This window comes from Ferrimonas sp. YFM, assembly GCF_030296015.1.
Lineage (GTDB): Bacteria > Pseudomonadota > Gammaproteobacteria > Enterobacterales > Shewanellaceae > Ferrimonas.
Genome location: NZ_AP027368.1, coordinates 3853499 through 3873551 on the forward strand (window position 1 = coordinate 3853499; position 20053 = coordinate 3873551).

The window sequence follows — 20053 nt, forward strand, 5'->3', positions numbered from 1 at the left end:
TACACCCATGAATCTGAATGAATGGTGCTATCATCGCCGGCAGTTATATACCGAACGTAGTTGGTTTGATGCGAGTTGTTAGCCTATTCCTGTCAGGGTTGCTGAGTTGTTACAGCGTTGGCGCCTTCACCCAAGAGATAGACCTTCCCAATCAGAATCTTCGGCCCTTCACCCTGCACGCCAGAGGGGTGCAGCTGACCGATCAGCTTCCGGTCTACCTCTACAGAGGAGAGCTGCTGTTGCCCCTGCAGGGGCTGGCCGCATCACTGGGCATCGACGTCAAGGTGGATCCCCAGGCGCTGACGGCCTCGGGCTGGATCCAGGGGGAGAACGCCAACCTGATGTTGGACCTCAATCAGGACAAAGCCAGGCGGGGACTCAAACAGATCACCGTGGACCCAGAGATGATCTGGGGGCGGGACAACCTGGATATCTACCTGACGCCGGAGTTCATTCAGCAACTGCTGCCTCTGACCCTCAACATTCAGAACCTGCGTCAGACCATCAACGCATCCGGGGTGATCCCCATGCCTGCGGTGGATCAGGCGATCACCCTGAATCAGGTCACCGCCGACCCCAATGAGCAGAAAGACCTGACCCAGACCAGTTTCGATCCTCAGCACCCCCACGACTACCAGATCTACACGCCGCCCCTGGTCTACCTGCAGGGAGAGGCTGACCTGGCCGGTGAAGATTATGTCACCGAAGACTACATGTTCAACCTGCTTGCCCAGGGTGACCTGGCCATGCACTCCTATGAGTTCAGCGCCGGCCGTACCCAGGGAGAGGATGAACGCTTCCGTCTGCGGGTCTCCCGGGATCTGGGGGATCTGAACGGGTGGATGCCCTTTCAGTTGGGCGGCTATCAGGTCGGGGATGTGCGCTACTTTGGAGACAACCTGATCCACGGCCAGATAGAGGGCCAGGGGGTGGTGTTTGGCAACGCCCAGCAGCGCGACCAGGCCAGGTTCGGCCGAACCGTCATCGAGGGCAACGCCCCCGAAGGCTGGTCGGTCAACCTCTACCGAAATGGCGCCCTGATGCGGGTCACCACCGCAGATCAGGACAACCACTACCAGTTCACCAACCTGCCCCTGGTGGAGGGATCCAACCTGTTCGAGCTGCACCTGTTCGGTCCCAATGGCGAATACCTGGTGAGGCGACGCACGGTTCACAGTGGCGGTGCCACCCTGGCGGCCGGCCAAGTAAGCTACTCCGGCTTCTATATAGACCAGACCAGCAACCTGTTCACCCACAAGAGCGACAGCGAGCTGGCCAGCCTGGGACTGCGGCGAGCCTATGACGCCAGAGTGGATTATGGCCTCACCGACAACCTCACCCTGGGAGTGGGGTACAGCCAACAGAGTGTTCGCGAGAACGGCGTCATAGAGAATCGGGACTACTTCAGCACCCGGGCCACCGGCTTCTTCGCCGACAGCACCTGGTTTGCCGAAGCCGCCATGGAGGCGGAAGGCGACAGTGCCTTCGCCCTGGGCTGGCAGACCCTGCTTGGCACAGATCACAGCCTGAGGCTGACCCACAACGATTTCGGTGAGTTTCAATCCAGTCGCAACAATCCCGGTGAACTGGTGGAGGTCCGCCGGGCGACCCGGTTTGAGATCGAAGGGGCCCTGCCCCAGGCCGGTGGCCTGCAATACCAGTTCGGCACCGCCTTCAGGGACACGGAGCTGGGCAGCGGCTTCCTGTTCAATAACCGCCTCAGTACCCAGGTCGCGGGGCTCAACCTGACCCATTATATGGCCTATGACACCAGCTTCGATGACGTGTCGCGCCGCCTGTCCGGACAACTGCTGTTTGACACGCCGATGCGGGACTGGAACCTCAGCGGCCATCTGAATTATCAGACCGGCGAAGGGATCGGGGAGGTACTGACCACCATGCGCTGGCGTCCCTGGCGCGGCGTCAACAACCAGACCCAGCTCTACTACCGGGATCCTCTGGACAGCAAGAGTCGTTTCGGCCTGGGTCACCGCTTCTCCCTCACCTGGCAATGGCTGACTGTGGGCCTGGAAGGAGAGGTGAACACCCGAGGTGACTGGCAGGTGCTGGCCACCAGCGCCGTCGCCCTCAACTATCAGGATGGACGCCTGAAAGGGGTGGACTACCGGCCTCAGCTGTCCGACATCCAGGTGCGGGTGTTCGAGGACATCAACAACAATGGACGCTTCGACCCCAGCGACCGCCCCCTGGCAGGCCTGCCTCTGTTGACGGCGCCAGGCCTGCCCCACTCCCCCAGTGATGATACCGGCCTGGTGAAATTGACCCAGGTTCCCTCCAATCAGCTATACCGCATCAGTGTGGAGCCTGAGTTTATGCCGTCAGATCTGGTGCTCAGGGATGGTCCGGCTCAGGCGATGCCGGTCACCGGCAAGCTGGTGGCCCTGGATCTGCCCCTGGTGCGACTGACCGATCTCGAAGGCCGGGTATTGCGGGGCAACAGCAACAAAGGGCTCTCCGGCATTCCCCTGGTACTCAAGGACCTCCATCGCCAGCCCCTGGCCACCCTGGTTACCGGTCCCAGGGGCGAATACCGCTTCGACGACATTAAGCCAGGCTACTATCTGCTTCAGCCGGACCCGACGATCCTGGATGCCCAGGGTGTGCTGATGGAGGAGCCCCTCTACCCGGTGGCGATCTCCGGCAAGCCCCTGGATCACCAGCGCCAGGACATCAAGGTGGGGTATGTTGAGCAGGCCGCCCTGATGAAGCGTTTGGGCCAGGCGCCGGTTCAGCCCCAGGCCCCCACTCCCAAGGCACAGGTGCCCAAACCCCGGCCCAGTGGCGTAATGGCCATGGACCCCAAGGAGTATACTCTGCAGCTGGCCGCCAGCCGCCGCTCCTGGGATCTCACCAGCCTCAAGAAACGCCACCCCTCGTTGTCGCTGAGCCAACTGACGGTACTGCGTAACGGCAAACCCATGTATCTGCTGCTCAGCGGCCGCTTTCCCACCGAGCGTTCGGCTCAGTACGGGCTAAGAGATATCCCCAAGGACTTTGCCAATGATCTGCCTCTGGTCCGCTCCGTATCAGAACTGCAGGCTCAGCATCAGCTGCTGCAGGCCAGCGGCATGGAACCCCTGGACGACCAAGCAGACTGGGTGGCAGGGCAGCCCCAAGGCAACCTGACCTGGCAGATCGCTGCAACCCGCCAGGAAGCCAGTGCCCGACAGGTGGTGCAGGACTTGAATCTGGGCAGCGATGCCCACATACACTTCAGTAACGGGTGGTATCAGGTGCTGTGGGGCAGCTTCACGGATCGTACCGAGGCCAGTGAGGCCCTGACGGCCCTGGCCAAAGCCCCACAAAGCCCATGGTTGAGATCCCTGGGGTCACTGCGGTAAATTGCCTGCCTAGAAAGGGATTTGCCCCTCTGACCGCCCGGCCCTGCCGGGCGGTTTTGGTCGAAAAAGCCGCTTGATGCAATCGAGCGGTACACCAAAGTTTTTCGCGGCGAACGCCGCACCCCATGTTACAATCCCGCCCTTAAGCAGTTTGAGGGTTAGATAATTGACGGAGTCTGTGTCCATGGCGACAACAATGCCCGATGTAGCGAGCAGTGCCAAAGCCCAGGTGGGCGGCACCCTGGATTGGGTGGGCATGAGCAACATCGAACTTCCACTGACGGTAAAGGCTGATGATGGCCAGTCCTGCTCAGTGTCCGCAAAGGTGGAGGCCTTTGTAAACCTGCCCAATCCCCAGGCCAAGGGGATTCACATGTCGCGCCTCTATCTGGCCCTGGACCAGTTGTCTCTCAACGGTGAGCTGACCCTTGCCAGCCTCAAGTCTCTGCTGGACGATTTCATCTCCTCCCACGAGGCACTGTCAGACCGAGCCAAGGTGAAGATCAGCTTCGACTACCATCTGCGTCGCAACTCTCTGCTGTCTGAAAACAGCGGCTGGCGCGCCTACCCGGTGACCCTGGTGGGCAGCCTGAATCAAGGCAAGCTGTCACTGGAGATGAGCGTCGAAGTCGCCTACTCCTCCACCTGCCCCTGCTCCGCCGCCCTGGCCCGTCAGTTGATCCAGGAAGCGTTCAACAACCAGTTTGCCGACCAGCAAAGCCTTACCGCCGAGGAGGTGCACCAGTGGCTGGGTACCACCCAGGGCGTGGTGGCCACCCCTCACAGCCAGCGCAGCCTGGCTCAGGTGTGGGTCAAGCTGGATGAGAAGCTGGAGGCACTGCCTCTGGTCAACCTGGTGGATCGCATCGAAGGCGCCCTGGCCACCCCGGTTCAGGCCGCAGTCAAACGGGAAGATGAGCAGGAGTTCGCCCGCCTCAACGGTCAGAACCTGATGTTTGTGGAAGATGCCGCCCGCCGTCTGAAGACCGCCCTCAATGAAGAGCAGCGGTTCCAGGATTTCTGGCTGCGCGTCAATCACCTGGAGAGTCTGCACGCCCACGATGCCGTCTCAGTCACCTGCAAGGGTGTCGAAAACGGTTATCAGCCCTAAGACTGATGCCCGAAAGAGAAAAGGCCGCAATCGCGGCCTTTTTTACATCGGTCAGAGGGCGCTGCCCTGGCCCCCGTCCCGCTTGAGGCGATCCAGGATACCGTTAAGGGCCAGCCACTTGTCCCCGCACCATTGGGGGGCAACCAGTTCCGGCGGCCGGGCATAGGCACTGATCCGGTGAAACACCACCGATTGCGGGGTGCGGCGAATCATCTCGGCGGCGGTATCCATGTAGGTGTCGGCGTCCATCAAAGGCAGACGACCCGCGGCATACTGCTTGGCCATGGTGCTGTTCTGCACCACGTGCAGCGGGTGAAGCTTGAGTCCATCCACTCCCAGCTCCAGCACACGGTCCAGAGTCTCGAAGGCATGCTGGGGCCCTTCGCCGGGCAGGCCCATAATAAGGTGGGTACACACCTGCAGACCCATGGCCCGGGCCCGCGCCACCGTATCCCGGTAGGCATCAAACCCGTGTCCCCGGTTGATCCGCTTCAGGGTATCGTCGTGGGCGGATTGAAGCCCCAGCTCCAGCCACAACTCCATCCCCTGCTCCCGGTACTGGGCCAACAGCTCCAGCACCGAGTCCGGCACGCAATCGGGCCGGGTCCCGACACAGAGGCCAACGATATCGGACACCGCCAGCGCCTCCTCGTATCGACGCTTAAGCACCTGATACTCATCATAAGTAGAGGTATAGGCCTGGAAGTAGGCCATGTAGCGCTTGGCGTCGCCGCGACGGGCCTTACCCTCGGCCAGTTGCAGCGCCACACTCTTGCCCTGTCCCGCCTCGGCGCTGAATGAGGTCACATTGCAGAAGGTGCAGCCGCCACGGCCCAGGGTGCCGTCCCGGTTGGGGCAGGTGAAACTAGCATCGATGGTCAGCTTATGGATCTTCTGACCATAGCGGGCCTTCATATGATTACCCAGAGTGTGAACGTACTGATCCAGCCCCATGACTGCTCCAAAAGTGGGAAAACGGGGCATTGTACCTAATGGGGACGAGCCCAGCGCAGGATCCGGATCACAGCTTTGCACAATAATTCGAATGATTATTCAGCTTTGTTTCCAGGTGACTTCCAATCGCCAGCGTGATCTGTCTCCACATTTGAGCTGGTTAACGGGATCTGGATCTGTTAGGGGAAGGAGTTTCTGCGCCAGCGCACAGTTTATTGACCTAAATAGCAGAATGTTTGCTCTGTAAACCGGTCATAAGACGATGATATGGGTTGTGAATGCTTCCATTCTCGCCCAACTTACCAGAATGGTGCATCGTTTGACCTTTGTACCCAGCCTAGGTACTTTGAATCGTTCACCTGCATAATTATGTGTTAGTAGTAGTCAGTTTTGCACGACGCGGAGGAGAGGGAATGTCGTTGTACCAGCCTGATTTTGAGCGTGAAAATTGTGGTTTCGGGCTCATTGCCCACATGGATGGCGAGCCCAGTCACCGTATTGTCCGTACCGCAATCCAGGCTCTGGATCGCCTGAAACACCGTGGCGCCGTGGGCGCCGACGGTAAGACCGGCGACGGCTGCGGACTGCTGATGAAGAAACCGGATGGCTTCTTCCGCCACCTTGCCCAGGAGCAGGGCTGGCGCCTGTCCAACAAGTATGCCGTAGGCATGCTGATGATGAGCAAGGATCCGGTTCGGGCCCAGCACGCCCGCACCCTGATTGAGCAGGAGCTGGGCAGAGAGACCCTGTCAGTCCTTGGCTGGCGTGAGGTGCCGGTCAACGAATCTGTCCTGGGCAGCATCGCCGCGTCCTGTGTGCCCGCCTTCGCCCAGATCTTCATCAATGCCCCCGCAGGCTGGCGCGCCCGGGACCTGGAGCGACGCCTCTACATGGCCCGCCGCCGCATTGAGAAGCAGCTTCAGGACGATCCGGATTTCTACGTAGCCAGCCTCTCAGGTCAGGTGGTGGTCTATAAGGGGCTGATGCTGCCTGCGGATCTGCCCAATGTGTTCCCGGATCTGGCGGACCTGCGGATGGAAAGTGCCGTCTGCCTGTTCCACCAGCGTTTCTCCACCAACACTCAGCCCAGGTGGCCCCTGGCCCAGCCCTTCCGCTACCTGGCCCACAATGGTGAGATCAACACCATTGCCGGTAACCGCCAGTGGGCCCGCGCCCGGGCGTACAAGTTTAATTCGCCACTGTTACCGGATCTGAAAGACGCGGCCCCCTTCGTCAATGAGACCGGCTCCGACTCCTCCAGCCTGGACAACATGCTGGAGCTGCTGCTGGCCGGAGGCATGGACATCAAACGCGCCATGCGTCTGCTGATCCCGCCCGCCTGGCAGTCCAATCCGGAGATGGATGAGGAGCTCAAGGCGTTCTACGACTTCAACTCCATGCACATGGAACCCTGGGACGGCCCCGCCGGAGTGGTACTGACCAACGGTCGCCACGCCGCCTGTGCCGTTGACCGCAACGGTCTGCGCCCCTCCCGCTATGTGATCACCAAGGATCGCATCCTCACCCTGGCCTCCGAAGTGGGGATCTGGGACTACCAGCCCGATGAGGTGGTAGAGAAGGGCCGGGTCGGCCCGGGCGAACTGCTGGTGCTGGACACCTTCACCGGCAGCCTGATGCGCTCGTTCGAGATCGATGAGGATCTCAAGCAGCGCCACCCCTATGCCGAGTGGATGCGCATCAACTCCAAACGACTGATCCCGCCTCAGCAGCTGGACGCCAGCGCCCTAGGGTGCGGCGACCTCTCCAATGCCGAGCTGACTCAGTATCAGAAGGCGTTCAACCTGACCCGTGAAGAGCTGCTGGAGATTCTCTGGCCTCTGGCTTCCGGTGCTCAGGAAGCGATCGGCTCCATGGGAGACGACACCCCCATCGCCGTGCTCTCCAAGCAGGAGCGCCACATCTGCGACTACTTCCGTCAGCAGTTTGCCCAGGTGACCAACCCGGCCATCGACCCGCTGCGTGAGAAGCACGTGATGAGCCTGGCCACCTGCATCGGCAAGGAACAGAACCTGTTCAACGAGACCACGGGTCACGCCAACCGGGTGATCTTCGACTCGCCGGTACTGCTCTACTCCGACTTTGCCCAGCTGATGGCCCTGGACAATGAGCACTATCGCTCGGTCAGCCTGAGCCTGAACTACGACGAGTCCGAAGGGCTGAAGCAGGCGATCTGCCGTCTGTGTACCGAAGCGGAAACCGCCGCCCGCGACGGCGCCACCATGGTGGTGCTGTCCGACCGCAAGCTGTCCAAGGACAAGCTGCTGGTGCCCGCCGCCATGGCGGTGGGTGCGGTACAAAAGCGCCTGGTGGACACCAACCTGCGCTGTGACACCAACATCCTGGTGGAGACCGGCTCTGCCCGTGACCCCCACCACTTCGCCGTACTGCTTGGCTTTGGCGCCACCGCCATCTACCCCTACCTGGCCTACGAGTCCATCGACGCCCTGGCCCGTCAGCAGGGTGATGAAGCGGAGCTGCGTGACCTGCTGCTGGGCTATCGCGCCGGCATCGACAAGGGCCTGCAGAAGATCCTCTCCAAGATGGGGATCAGCACCATCGCCAGCTACCGCTGCAGCCGCCTGTTCGAGGCGGTGGGCCTCTCCAGCGAGGTGATCGACCTCTGTTTCCACGGCGTCACCGCCCGCATCCAGGGTTCCGACTTCGAGGATCTGGAGCAGGACCAGAAGCAGCTGCATCAGGCCGCCTTCAAGGCGCGCCAGCCCCTTGGCCACGGTGGCCTGCTGAAGTTCGTCCATGGCGGTGAGTACCACTGCTTCAACCCGGACGTGGTGCAGGCACTGCAGAAAGCGGTCGCCAGTGGCAACCAGAAAGACTACGACCACTACTGTGAGCTGGTGGACACCCGCCCGGTGGCCACCCTGAGGGATCTGCTCAAACTGACCCCACCGGAGCAGGGCATGGCCCTTGATCAGGTAGAGGGTGCAGACAAGCTGTTCTGGCGCTTCGACACCGCCGCCATGAGTATCGGCGCCCTGGCTCCGGAAGCCCATGAGGCCCTGGCCATCGCCATGAACCGCCTCGGCGGCCACTCCAACTCCGGCGAAGGGGGCGAGGATCCGCGCCGCTTCAACAGCCCGGGTAACAGCCGCATCAAGCAGGTGGCCTCCGGCCGCTTCGGCGTCACCGCCGCCTACCTGATGAGCGCCGACGTCATCCAGATCAAGGTGGCGCAGGGCGCCAAGCCCGGTGAGGGCGGCCAGCTGCCCGGTAAGAAGGTGAGCACAGAGATCGCCACCCTGCGTTACTCGCGCCCCGGCGTCACCCTGATCTCGCCGCCGCCGCACCATGACATCTACTCCATTGAGGATCTGGCTCAGCTGATCTTCGATCTCAAGCAGGTTAACCCCAAGGCCCGAGTCTCGGTGAAGCTGGTGTCCGAGCCCGGCATCGGCACCATCGCCTGTGGCGTGGCCAAGGCCAACGCCGACATGATCACCGTCTCCGGCTACGACGGCGGCACCGGCGCCAGCCCTCTGACCTCCATCCACTACGCCGGCTCCCCCTGGGAGCTGGGCCTGGCGGAAGTGCAGCAGGCCCTGGTGGCCAACGGCCTGCGCCACAAGGTGCGCCTGCAGGTGGACGGTGGCCTGAAGACCGGCCTGGATGTGGTGAAAGCGGCCCTGCTGGGCGCGGAGAGCTTCGGCTTCGGTACCGCGCCGATGATCGCCCTGGGCTGTAAATACCTGCGCATCTGTCACCTGAACAACTGCGCCACCGGCGTAGCCACCCAGCGTGAAGATCTGCGCAACAACCACTACAACGGCACCCCGGAGAAGGTAGAGAACTTCTTCCGCTTCGTGGCCGAGGATCTGCGCCACTACATGGCCAAACTGGGCGTGACCGAGTTCAATCAGCTCATCGGCCGCACCGACCTGATGACTCAGCTGCCCGGGGAGACCCCTCGTCAGGCCAAGCTGGATCTCTCCCCTGTGCTGGCCAGCGTGCCCGCAGGCAGCGACACCGAGCTGTTCTGCACCGAGCGCAACTACCCGGACGACAAGGGACTGAAGAACCAGCAGCTGCTGGAACTGGCCAAACAGGCGGTAGACGCCCGTCAGAGTGCCGGCTGGCAACTGACGCTGCAGAACACCGATCGCAGTGTCGGCGCCTCCCTCTCCGGTTACATTGCCGCCAAGTGGGGCAATCAGGGGCTGCGAGAAACGCCTCTGGATATCCGCTTCAACGGCTCCGCCGGCCAGAGCTTCGGCGTCTGGAACGTCGAGGGGATGAACCTGACCCTGGCCGGGGACGCCAACGACTATGTGGGCAAAGGGATGACCGGCGGACGCCTGGTGATCACCCCGCCTCCCGGCGTGGCCTACCGCAGCCACCAGTCCGCCATCATCGGCAACACCTGCCTCTATGGCGCCACCGGCGGCAAGCTGTTTGCCGCGGGCACCGCAGGAGAACGATTCGGAGTGCGTAACTCCGGGGCCGTCGCGGTGATCGAGGGCTGTGGCGACAACGCCTGTGAATACATGACCGGCGGTGTGGTGATGGTTCTGGGACGCACCGGAGTGAACTTCGGGGCGGGCATGACCGGCGGCTTCGCCTACGTGTTCGACCAGAAGAACTACCTGGACCGACGCCTCAACAAGGAGCTGGTGGAAGCCCTGCCCGTGGTCGAGCCCATGGTTCAGCTGCACCTCAAGCGCCTGCTGGAGGAGCATCTGGAGACCACAGGATCCGAGCGTGCCGCCGAGATCCTGGAAGATTTCACCAACTGGCTGCCCAAGTTCCGCATCGTCAAACCCAGGGCGAGCCAACTGGGCGAATTGATGGCGCTGGAGCAGAGCCAGCAACTGCAGGTCAAGGCAAGTTAAGGAGTGAACATGAGCAACGTATTTCAATTTCTTGAGGTGGATCGCCACGACCCCGAGAAGGCTCCGCTCACTACCCGAAAGCAGGAGTTTGTCGAGATCTACCGGCCTTTCGAGCAGCAGCAGGTTGCCGAGCAGTCCGAGCGCTGTCTGGATTGCGGTAACCCCTACTGCGAGTGGAAGTGTCCCGTGCACAACTACATCCCCGACTGGCTGAAGCTGGCCAAGCAGGGACGGATCCTGGAGGCGGCGGAGCTGTCCCACCAGACCAACTCCCTGCCGGAGATGTGCGGCCGGGTCTGCCCTCAGGACAGGCTCTGTGAAGGCGCCTGTACCCTGAACGATGAGTTCGGCGCCGTCACTATCGGCAACGTGGAGAAGTACATCACCGACACCGCCATCGCCATGGGCTGGAAACCGGACCTGTCCGAAGTGGAAGTCCGCCACGAAAAGGTGGCCGTCGTCGGGGCTGGTCCCGCCGGCCTGGCCTGCGCCGATGTGCTGGCCCGCAACGGCATCAAGGCGGTGGTCTACGACCGTCAACCAGAGATTGGCGGCCTGCTCACCTTCGGCATCCCCAGCTTCAAACTGGAGAAAGAGGTGGTGCGCCGCCGCCGCACCCTGCTGGAGGGGATGGGCATCGAGTTCCGCCTCGGCGTGGAGATAGGCAAGGACCTGGCCTTCCAGGATCTGCTGGACCAGTACGACGCCGTCTATCTGGGCATGGGCACCTACAAGGCGATGGAGGCCAGGCTGCCCGGAGAGGACGCCGACGGCGTATTCCAGGCCCTGCCCTACCTGATCGCCAACACCAGCGAGGTAGAAAACTACCCCTGTGAGCACCCCTTCGTCGACTTGTCAGGCAAGCGGGTGGTGGTCCTCGGGGGCGGTGACACCGCCATGGACTGTGTGCGCACCGCCGTGCGCCAGGGCGCCGCTCAGGTCAGCTGTGCCTACCGTCGGGATGAGGCCAACATGCCCGGTTCCCGCCGTGAGGTGACTAACGCCCGCGAGGAGGGAGTGGAGTTCCTGTTCAACCGCATGCCGCTGGCCATCGAAACCGATGCCGAAGGCAAGGTGACCGGGGTGCGCTGCTGCCACACCGAGCTCGGTGAGCCGGACGAACAGGGCCGTCGCCGTCCGCAGCCGGTGGAGGGTTCAGAGCACATCCTCGAAGCCGATGCGGTACTGATCGCCTTCGGCTTCCAGCCCAGCCCCGCACCCTGGTTCGGCGAGTTTGGTATCCTCACCGACGACTGGGGCCGGGTCAGTGCCCCAAGTCAGGGCAAGTACGCCTTCCAGACCAGTCACCCCAAGGTGTTCGCTGGCGGCGACATGGTGCGTGGATCCGATCTGGTGGTGACCGCCATCGACGAGGGTCGCCACGGTGCCACCGGCATCCTGGACATGCTCGACGACCAGGCTTAAATCAGCCGGTTCACTCCCCAAAGGGCGGCATAAGCCGCCCTTTTTGTTTGGCCGTCCGGCCCTCCAACAGGGGCTAATTTCCGGTTGGGTTATGCTACACTGCCCGCCACACTTTCCCGGAAACAGATAGCCTGAAGATGAAGATCGGAATTATCGGCGCCATGGAGCAGGAAGTTGCCCTGCTGCGCAGCCACATCGACAACCTGACCGTGACCACCATTGCCAACATCGAGTTCTACTCCGGCACCCTCAATGGGACCGACGTGGTAGTCACCCGCTCCGGCATCGGCAAGGTCACCGCCGCCATCGCCACCACTTTGCTGATTGAGCGCTTCGCCCCAGACGCAGTGATCAATACCGGTTCCGCCGGCGGCTTCGCCCGTGAGCTGGCCATCGGTGACGTGGTGATCTCCAGCGAGGTGCGTTACCACGATGTGGATGTCACCGCCTTCGGCTACGAAATGGGTCAGCTGCCCAGTCAGCCCGCCGCCTTCCTGCCCTCCCAGGACCTGGTGGATTCAGCCAAGGCCGCCATCGCCGAAGTGGGCGAAGTGAAGGCCATCGAAGGCCTGATCTGCACCGGTGACAGCTTCATCGCCGATCCTGAGCGCACCAAGGTGATGCTGTCCCACTTCCCGGCCATGGCCGCCTGTGAGATGGAAGCCGGCGCCATCGCCCAGACCTGTCAGCAGTTCGACATGCCCTTCGTGGTAATTCGCGCCATCTCCGACAACGCCAACGACGACTCCGCCGTGGATTTCGACAGCTTCATCGTCAAGGCCGGCGAACACTCCGCCAAGGTGGTGATCGCCATGCTGGACAAGCTCAGCCGCTGATGCAAGGCATCCTGGGTCCCCTCTATCCCTGGCTGGCCCCCCCTTTGATACTGGGGGTGGCGGTACTGATCAATCAGCTGCTGCCGGACCGCTGGCTGCTGACCCACAAGCTGGGCACAGTGGCCGATGCCATTGCGGATAAGGTGATCCACCCCTACCGGGACGGGGCCCAGCAGAGGCTCGCCGGGCTGCTCGCCATGATGATCATCCTGCTGCCCGCCACCGGAGTGCTGTGGGCGGCGATCTCCCTGGCCGCCTACCCCGAGCCTTTTCACGTGCTGCTTATCGCCCTATGCCTCCCCGGTCGTGCCCAGCAGCTGGAACACAGAGCCATGGTCAGTCAGCTGCACTCAGGTCAGAAAGGCCGGGCCCGGCAGGCCCTGGCCCCCTTCACCCTGAGACGCACCGACAACCTCAGTGAGGTGGGACTGGTCAAGGCGGGCATCGAGAGCCGGCTGGTTCATGAAGCCACCGCCACCTTCAGCTGGCTGCTGTTCTACCCCTTGTTTGGACTGGAACTGGCTTTTGCCATCTGGCTGATTCAGCAACTGGCCCGTCAATGGACACCGCTAAAGTCCAGAACCCGTTTTTTTGGCCAGGGCGTCGCCCGCATCAGCCACTGGCTGCAGCTGCCGGTCAACGCTTTGCTGGCCCTGACCCTCAGCCTCTATGGCCGGCCTCTTGCCGGCTGGCGTGAGCTCAAAGGGATCAAGCAGGCCCTGCCCGGAGGCGTCCACTGGCCGCAGATCGCCATGGCACACCATCTTGGGGCCCAGCTCGGTGGTCCCTGGATGCTGGAGGACCGCCGCCTGGAACGCCCCAGGCTGGGGCCGCCCCAGACCCCGGCCGCGCACCACCTGCTGAGGGCCGACAAGCTGTTGCAACTGGCTCGCTGGCTGTGGATATCCCTGCTGTTGCTGGGAGGGGGAGCACTGGCCATGGCCCTCAACGGCGCCCTGTAATCGCCATCTTTGGAAGCATCACTGTGACCGATTTCGTCTACTACGCCGATCTCTTCGGCACCGCGGTCTTCGCCGTCTCCGGCGCCCTGGCCGCCGGCCGCCTGAGAATGGATCCTTTCGGGGTCACCGTCCTGGCGGCGGTGACCGCCATCGGCGGCGGTACCGTCCGCGACACCATACTGGGGGCGACCCCGGTTTTCTGGATCCACGACACCAACTACATCTGGGTGGTGTTGCTCACCGCCCTGATGGTGATGCTGCTGGTGCGCTGTCCGAGGCGCCTCTCCGGCCTCTGGTTCCAGATGGCGGACGCCTTCGGCCTGGCCCTGTTCACCGTCATCGGCGCCCAGAAGGCACTGAGCTTTGGCGCCTCACCGCTGATTGCCGTGATGATGGGGGTGATGACCGGCGTGGTAGGGGGGATGATCCGCGACGTCCTCTGCCGGGAAGTGCCTCTGGTGCTGAGAAAAGAGATCTACGCCACCGCTTCCATCGTGGGTGGTATTTTGTATACCATCTCTATTCAAAAGGGTGTGGAGCAGGTTCCGGCGATGCTGATCGCCATGGGCGGTGCCCTGGCCATCCGGGTCTCTGCCATCTACTGGCGACTCTCTCTGCCCGCATTCGAACTCAATGAGCTGCCCAAGGAGTAGTCGTGCCTGCGTTGATCCTCGCCCTTGTTCTTGCCTTGCTGCTGCCGTCCGCCGCCTGGGCCGCCGGTGCCGACATCGTGCCCGATGAGCCGGACAGCACAGAGCCGGCAGAAGCCGCCGTCCCCGAGGCGATTCGCTTGTCACAGGAGTACATCCTGGCCCTGACCGGCAGGAACTACAACAGCCTGAATCGCTTCTACAGCAGAGAGACGGTGTTCGAAGACAAGACCGCCAGCAAGAAGGTCACCGGCGCCACCGACATCCTCACCTTCCTGCGGCGCATCCATGTCTACACCCTGAGTTACAGTTTTGAACCGGACCACGTGTTCCACTCCGGCTCCCTGGTGGTGATGATCGGCACCTACCGCTACCGCAGCCGAGGGGATCTGTTTGGCAAACCGGGAAAGACCATCGAACTGACCATCCCCGGGGTCACCACCCTGGAGCTGGACATGGACGAGAAGCAGATTAAAAAACATGTGGATCTGCTGGACTATGACGCCATGCGGGATCAGCTGTCCAGCCAGTGATCAGCGCCTGGCCAGGAGAATCCCCAGGCAGACGCCAAGAAGCTGAGCCATCAGTGCGGTGGGTTGAGACCAGATCCAGCTGGCCAGGTACCAACTGCTGCCCACCAGCAGCGGCAAAGCCAGATAGGTGCCTGCCGCCGCCCCTACCGCCAGCCAGATTCCGGACTCCAGAGAGCCGAGGCGATAGCTGAGCCAGGCCAGCAGCAGCCACATGGGCGCATAAGCCAGCAAGGCATCTCCGGTCACCGACACCGCATACCAGGAGGTGGCGGGCAGCAAGGTGCCAAATCCCTGAGTCAGCGACAACAGGGGCAGAGAGAGCGCCACGGCACTCAGTCCTATCAATGTTCCCACCACCGCCTTTTGCCAGATCCCGTCCTGCACCTGTGGCTCTCCCGTTCTCAACGCCTTATCAAAGGATACCTGAGTTCTGCCGGTGCGGATCATCTGACCTGATCAATCCTGGCTGTCAGCCGCACCCACAAAAAAAGCCGCCCCAGGGGCGGCTTTTCATCAGATGGCGGTTAGGCCAGGGTGATGCGGGCAAACTTGCGCTTACCCACCTGGTATACCGCGGTGCCGGCGGCAGGCACCAACTTGGTGTCCTCCACCTTCTCACCGTCGATCTTCACCGCACCCTGACGAATCATGCGCATGGCGTCACTGGTGGAGCCCACCAGGTTGGCGTCCTTCAGCAGGTTGGCAATGCCGGCACCGGCGTCCAGGGTCACTTCAGGCATCTCATCCGGGATGGCGTTTTTCTGGAAACGCTGGATGAAGTCCTGATGGGCCGCCTCCGCCGCCGCGTCATCGTGGAAACGGGCGATGATCTCCTTGGCCAGGGCGATCTTGATGTCACGGGGGTTGGCACCGGCCGCCATGTCGGCCTTGAGCTGCTCGATCTCCTCCAGGGGGCGGAAGGAGAGCAGTTCGTAGTAGTTCCACATCAGGTCATCGGAGATGGACATGATCTTACCGAACATCTCACTGGCCGGATCGGACACACCGATGTAGTTGTTGGCGGACTTGGACATCTTCTTGACGCCATCCAGACCCACCAGCAGTGGCATGGTGATCACCGTCTGAGGGCGCTGACCCTCCTCCTTCTGCAGCTCACGGCCCATCAGCAGGTTGAACTTCTGGTCGGTACCGCCCAGCTCCACGTCCGCCTCCAGGGCCACAGAATCCCAGCCCTGCAGCAGAGGGTACATGAACTCATGAATGGCGATGGACTGGCCATTGGCGTAGCGCTTCTTAAAGTCATCACGCTCGAGCATGCGGGCCACGGTCTGCTTGGCCGCCAGCTTGAGCATGCCTCCGGCCCCCATGTCCCCCAGCCAGCGGGAGTTGAACTCGATGCGGGTCTTGGCGGGATCCAGAATCTTAAACACCTGCTCTTTATAGGTTTCGGCATTGGCCAGAACCTGCGCTTCGGTCAGCGGAGGACGGGTGCTGTTCTTGCCTGAAGGATCGCCCACCATGCCGGTGAAATCACCGATCAGGAAGATCACTTCGTGGCCCAGCTCCTGAAACTGGCGCAGCTTGTTCAGGATCACGGTATGACCCAGGTGGATATCCGGCGCCGTGGGATCCGCGCCCAGCTTCACCTTCAGGGGCTTGCCCAGTTTCAGCTTCTCAACCAGTTCCTGTTCTACCAGGATCTCTTCGGTACCACGGCGAATCTCTGCCAGTGCCCGTTCCAACTCACTCATCAAGGCCACTCCGACGGTGTTCAACTTTCAACAAAGAGGTCAATGTTACTGGTTAGGCAGAACAAAGGAAAGGGTGTAGACTAGGCTGTTCCGGCCAAATCCCCTCTGTTGACGGGGAGTGACCAGCACGAAGAGATGATCAGAGAGAATAAGCGCCGAAAATCTGCACCCCTGACCGGCCTTGTGGGCACCTTCAAGGTGCTGCCGCGCCCCCACAGGATCGGATTGACTTCGATCCTGCTGCTGATGCTGGTGAGCATACTGCTCCCCTCCGGCAATGACTTGGCCGCCGAATTTTATACCCCCCTGCCCCTGAACCAGAGAGTGCCACTCCCCCTGGAGCTGCAAGCCTCTGAGCAGCCAACCACCACCGAACAAGCACTCCAGTGGCGCAGCTTCACCGTTCAGCCCGGTGACAGCCTGGCCAGGCTGTTTGACCGGGCAGGCCTCAGCCCCCAGCAGCTCTACCGCATCACCCAGCTTCCCCAGGCAGGCAAGCGCCTGACCAAGGTGATGCCGGGCCAGGAGATCCAGCTGGGCCGGGACGACCAGGGCGAGCTGAAACGGCTCAGCTACGCCATCGATGGTCGCACCACCCTGGTGGTCACTGCCACACAGGAGGGCTATCAGGAGCGCCTGGACCATAAAGAGGTGGAGATTCGCACCGGCTTCGCCTCAGCGGAGATCACCAGCAACTTCTGGAACGCCGCCGTGAACGCCGGCATGACGCCCAACCAGATCATGAGCCTGGCGGGGATCTTCGGCTGGGACATCGATTTCGCCCTGGACATTCGCGAAGGCGACCGCTTCTCCGTGCTCTATGAAGAGGAGTACATCGACGGACACTATGTGGCAGACGGTAAGATCCTGGCGGCAGAATTCACCAACCAGGGCGACACCTTCCGGGCGGTGCGCCACAGCGACGGCAACTACTATTCCGATAAGGGCAAGGCGATGCGCAAAGCCTTCCTGCGCGCCCCGGTTCAGTTCAACTACGTCAGCTCCAACTTCAACCCGCGCCGCCTGCACCCGGTCACCAAACGGGTCCGCCCCCACAACGGCACCGATTATGTGGCCCCGGTGGGCACCCCCATCATGGCCGCCGGTGACGGCAAGGTGATCAAGTCCGCCTACAATAAGCTGAATGGCAACTATGTGTTCATCCAGCACGGCGGCAAGTACGTCACCAAATACCTGCACCTGAGTAAGCGTAAAGTGAAACAGGGTCAGCGGGTCCGTCAGGGTCAGACCATCGGCCTTCTGGGCGCCACAGGCCGGGTAACCGGCGCTCACCTGCACTACGAGTTTCTGGTCAACGGCGTACACCGCAATCCTCGTAAGGTGAAGCTGCCGGAAGCGGCAGACATCGCCAAGAAAGACAGGACCGCCTTCCTCCAGTATGCCGAGGAGCAGCTTGCGGTACTGGCACATCGTCAACAGATCATGGTGGCAATGCAATGAGCAGATACATAGGTCTGATGTCCGGCACCAGCATGGACGGCATCGATGCGGTACTGGTTGAGTTCCAGGAGGGTCACCCGGTGATGGTGGCCAGTCACACCCATGAGTATGAACCCCACCTGCTGGAGCAACTGCATCGGCTGTGCAGCACAGGTGAAGATGAGGTGAACCGATTGGGCCATGTGGATCGCCAGGTGGGCCGGGCCTTCGCTCAGGCGGTTCACGGCGTGCTGAAGAGCAGTGGCCTGGCCCCGAAAGATATCCGCGCCATCGGCAGCCACGGCCAGACCGTGCGACACCAGCCTGAGGGACTCAACGGCTTCAGCCTGCAGCTGGGGGATCCCAACACCATGGCGGTGGAAACCGGCATCGACGTAGTCGCGGATTTCAGGCGCAAAGATATCGCCTTGGGAGGACAAGGGGCCCCTCTGGTGCCTGCCTTCCACCAGTCGCTGTTCAGTGATAAGCAACCTCGGATCATCGTCAACATCGGCGGCATCGCCAACATCACCTGGCTGCCGGGGGATGACGGTCCTGTCCTGGGGTTCGACACCGGCCCGGGCAACACCCTGATGGATGCCTGGGCACGACAGAACATTCAGCAGCCCTTCGACCGCGACGGTGCCATGGCCGCCAAAGGCCAGCTGCAACCTGAGCTGCTGCAGCGGCTGATGACTCACCCCTACTTTGCCCAGCCCGCGCCCAAGAGTACCGGCCGGGAACTGTTCAACCAGGCCTGGCTGAATTACCAGCTGGAGCCCTTCATGAACCTGGCGCCGGAAGATATCCAGGCAACCCTGCTGGCGTTCACCGTGGAGACCATGGCCGCCGAGATCCGGGCACTGAGCCCGGACTGTGCCCTCTATCTGTGCGGCGGCGGCGCCTTCAACGGCCAACTGGTGCGCAAACTGGCTCAGGCCCTGCCTCAGCACCGCATCCAGACCACGGATGCCCTGGGGGTGCCCCCGCAGTGGGTCGAAGGGATGGCCTTCGCCTGGCTGGCGATGCGCCACGTGGAGGGACTGCCCGGCAACCTGCCGTCGGCCACCGGTGCCAGCCGCCCCGCAGTACTGGGCAGCTTGACCCCTAAAGGCTAGCCCTACTTCAGGCGGTCCCGGCCCACGGCGGAAAGCTCCACCGAGCCTGAACCGGTGTCTTTCAGCTTCACGTCGCCCGCCTGCTCCACCAGGATGTCGCCGGAGCCGTCGTCGATGGTCACGGTGCCGGTGACCTGGCTGATGGTGATGTTGCCGGAGCCGTCATCCACCCTAAGATCGCCCTGCACATCCTGCACCTTGAGGTTGCCGGAGCCGTCTTCGATGCGAATGTCACCCTTGATGCCGCTGACCACCAGGTTACCCGAGCCATCCTCGATTCGGGTCTCACCCTGAATATCACGCACCACCAGATTGCCAGAGCCATCCCCTATGGTGGCACGGCCACCAACCCCCAGGATCTCCGCGTTGCCGGACCCATCTTCCAGATGCAGGTCGGCCTGCAGCCGCATCACTTTCAGATGACCTGAGCCGTCTTGGGCGTGCACATTGATGCCGGCAGGGACCCTGACCACCAGATCAATATAGGGCTGCTCCTCCCCGCGGCACTGACGGTCATCGTCCACCAGAGCCTGGATCACCGCCTCATCGCCCTGACGCTCCAGGGTCAGGCGGTATTCAGTGGTCTCCCCCACATAGGCATCGGCCTCCATCTCAATGCGATTGCCCTCACTGCCTTCAATGGACAGGGCTCCGGCGCCCGCCCGCAGCCTGAGGCTCTCAATGCCGTCCAGATCCAGAGCCTCACTGATCACCTTGGGCCCCTGCCCCTGATAACAGGGATCGGCCCAGACAGGCAGAGCGCAAAGCAGAGGCAGGCTCGCCAGGACAGAATACGCGTTCATCGACACACTCCTTTTGGTCATTTTTGTGCTTCAGGCTATGTAAGCAATTGTCATGCCTGTTACATAAATTGTTGTTTTTGGGTGACTTAAAACTCACTTGTGACTAAATTGATTGCAATTAAGACCACAAAGTAGTGAGAATCCAAACTGGCCGCCCCCTTTCCACTCGCCAACCGGTGCGCAGTGGAGCGGGGAGACAAGGGGCATTCAGGCCAGAATCCATTAAAACAACAATAACGTCTGCCGGGCCTTGAGAGTTCATGCGCCAGGTAAGACGAATAC

General features: G+C 61.9%; 14 protein-coding genes. 10 read left to right on the forward strand and 4 right to left on the reverse strand.

What is annotated here, in order from left to right; genetic code table 11:
• Positions 1-68 precede the first annotated feature (68 nt).
• The gene (locus tag QUE41_RS17765) at positions 69-3362 is read left to right on the forward strand and encodes an SPOR domain-containing protein (RefSeq protein ID WP_286340312.1); all 3294 of its coding nucleotides are present in this window, start codon (positions 69-71) and stop codon (positions 3360-3362) included.
• Between the two features lie 184 nt (positions 3363-3546).
• Complete coding sequence (folE2, locus tag QUE41_RS17770; protein ID WP_286340313.1) at positions 3547-4473, forward strand: GTP cyclohydrolase FolE2; 927 nt, start codon at positions 3547-3549, stop codon at positions 4471-4473.
• A 51-nt stretch (positions 4474-4524) separates the two neighbouring features.
• Here folE2 and mnmL read toward each other — a convergent pair whose 3' ends face one another.
• Positions 4525-5427: a tRNA modification radical SAM protein MnmL/YtqA gene (gene mnmL / locus QUE41_RS17775; protein WP_286340314.1), complete on the reverse strand. Its 903-nt coding sequence runs from the start codon at positions 5425-5427 to the stop codon at positions 4525-4527.
• Positions 5428-5840: 413 nt separating this feature from the next.
• Here mnmL and gltB point away from each other — a divergent pair, with 413 nt between their 5' ends.
• The 6 genes from gltB to QUE41_RS17805 all read left to right on the forward strand — a co-directional run bounded on the left by gltB (position 5841) and on the right by QUE41_RS17805 (position 14698).
• A complete protein-coding gene (gene gltB, locus QUE41_RS17780) occupies positions 5841-10292 on the forward strand; it encodes a glutamate synthase large subunit (protein WP_286340315.1) in 4452 nt (1483 codons plus the stop codon).
• 9 nt (positions 10293-10301) lie between these two features.
• Positions 10302-11717 (forward strand): glutamate synthase small subunit GltD family protein, encoded by a 1416-nt coding sequence (locus QUE41_RS17785; RefSeq protein WP_286340316.1) that lies wholly within the window; start codon positions 10302-10304, stop codon positions 11715-11717.
• Positions 11718-11854: 137 nt separating this feature from the next.
• On the forward strand, positions 11855-12553 hold the full coding sequence (locus QUE41_RS17790) for a 5'-methylthioadenosine/adenosylhomocysteine nucleosidase (protein ID WP_286340317.1): 699 nt from the start codon (positions 11855-11857) through the stop codon (positions 12551-12553).
• On the forward strand, positions 12553-13515 hold the full coding sequence (locus QUE41_RS17795; protein ID WP_286340318.1) for a cobalamin biosynthesis protein CobD/CbiB: 963 nt from the start codon (positions 12553-12555) through the stop codon (positions 13513-13515). Before QUE41_RS17790 ends, QUE41_RS17795 begins: the two co-directional genes overlap by 1 nt.
• 23 nt (positions 13516-13538) lie before the next feature.
• Positions 13539-14168, forward strand: coding sequence for a trimeric intracellular cation channel family protein (locus QUE41_RS17800; RefSeq protein WP_286340319.1), 630 nt, complete (start codon positions 13539-13541; stop codon positions 14166-14168).
• Positions 14169-14170: 2 nt separating this feature from the next.
• Positions 14171-14698, forward strand: a complete 528-nt coding sequence (locus QUE41_RS17805) for a nuclear transport factor 2 family protein (protein WP_286340320.1) — start codon at positions 14171-14173, stop codon at positions 14696-14698.
• On the opposite strand, the gene QUE41_RS17810 is transcribed toward QUE41_RS17805, so the two are convergent.
• Positions 14699-15082, reverse strand: coding sequence for a hypothetical protein (locus tag QUE41_RS17810; RefSeq protein WP_286340321.1), 384 nt, complete (start codon positions 15080-15082; stop codon positions 14699-14701).
• Between the two features lie 140 nt (positions 15083-15222).
• Positions 15223-16410 (reverse strand): tyrosine--tRNA ligase, encoded by a 1188-nt coding sequence (gene tyrS / locus QUE41_RS17815; protein ID WP_286340322.1) that lies wholly within the window; start codon positions 16408-16410, stop codon positions 15223-15225.
• Positions 16411-16545: 135 nt separating this feature from the next.
• Between tyrS and QUE41_RS17820 the strand changes: the two genes are divergently transcribed.
• Positions 16546-17871 carry a peptidoglycan DD-metalloendopeptidase family protein gene (locus QUE41_RS17820; protein ID WP_286340323.1) on the forward strand — a complete coding sequence of 442 codons (1326 nt, stop codon included), beginning with the start codon at positions 16546-16548 and terminating at the stop codon, positions 17869-17871.
• The gene (locus QUE41_RS17825; RefSeq protein ID WP_286340324.1) at positions 17868-18968 is read left to right on the forward strand and encodes an anhydro-N-acetylmuramic acid kinase; all 1101 of its coding nucleotides are present in this window, start codon (positions 17868-17870) and stop codon (positions 18966-18968) included. Before QUE41_RS17820 ends, QUE41_RS17825 begins: the two co-directional genes overlap by 4 nt.
• Before the next feature lie 2 nt (positions 18969-18970).
• Here QUE41_RS17825 and QUE41_RS17830 read toward each other — a convergent pair whose 3' ends face one another.
• Positions 18971-19771, reverse strand: coding sequence for a DUF4097 family beta strand repeat-containing protein (locus tag QUE41_RS17830; protein ID WP_286340325.1), 801 nt, complete (start codon positions 19769-19771; stop codon positions 18971-18973).
• Positions 19772-20053: the final 282 nt, after the last annotated feature.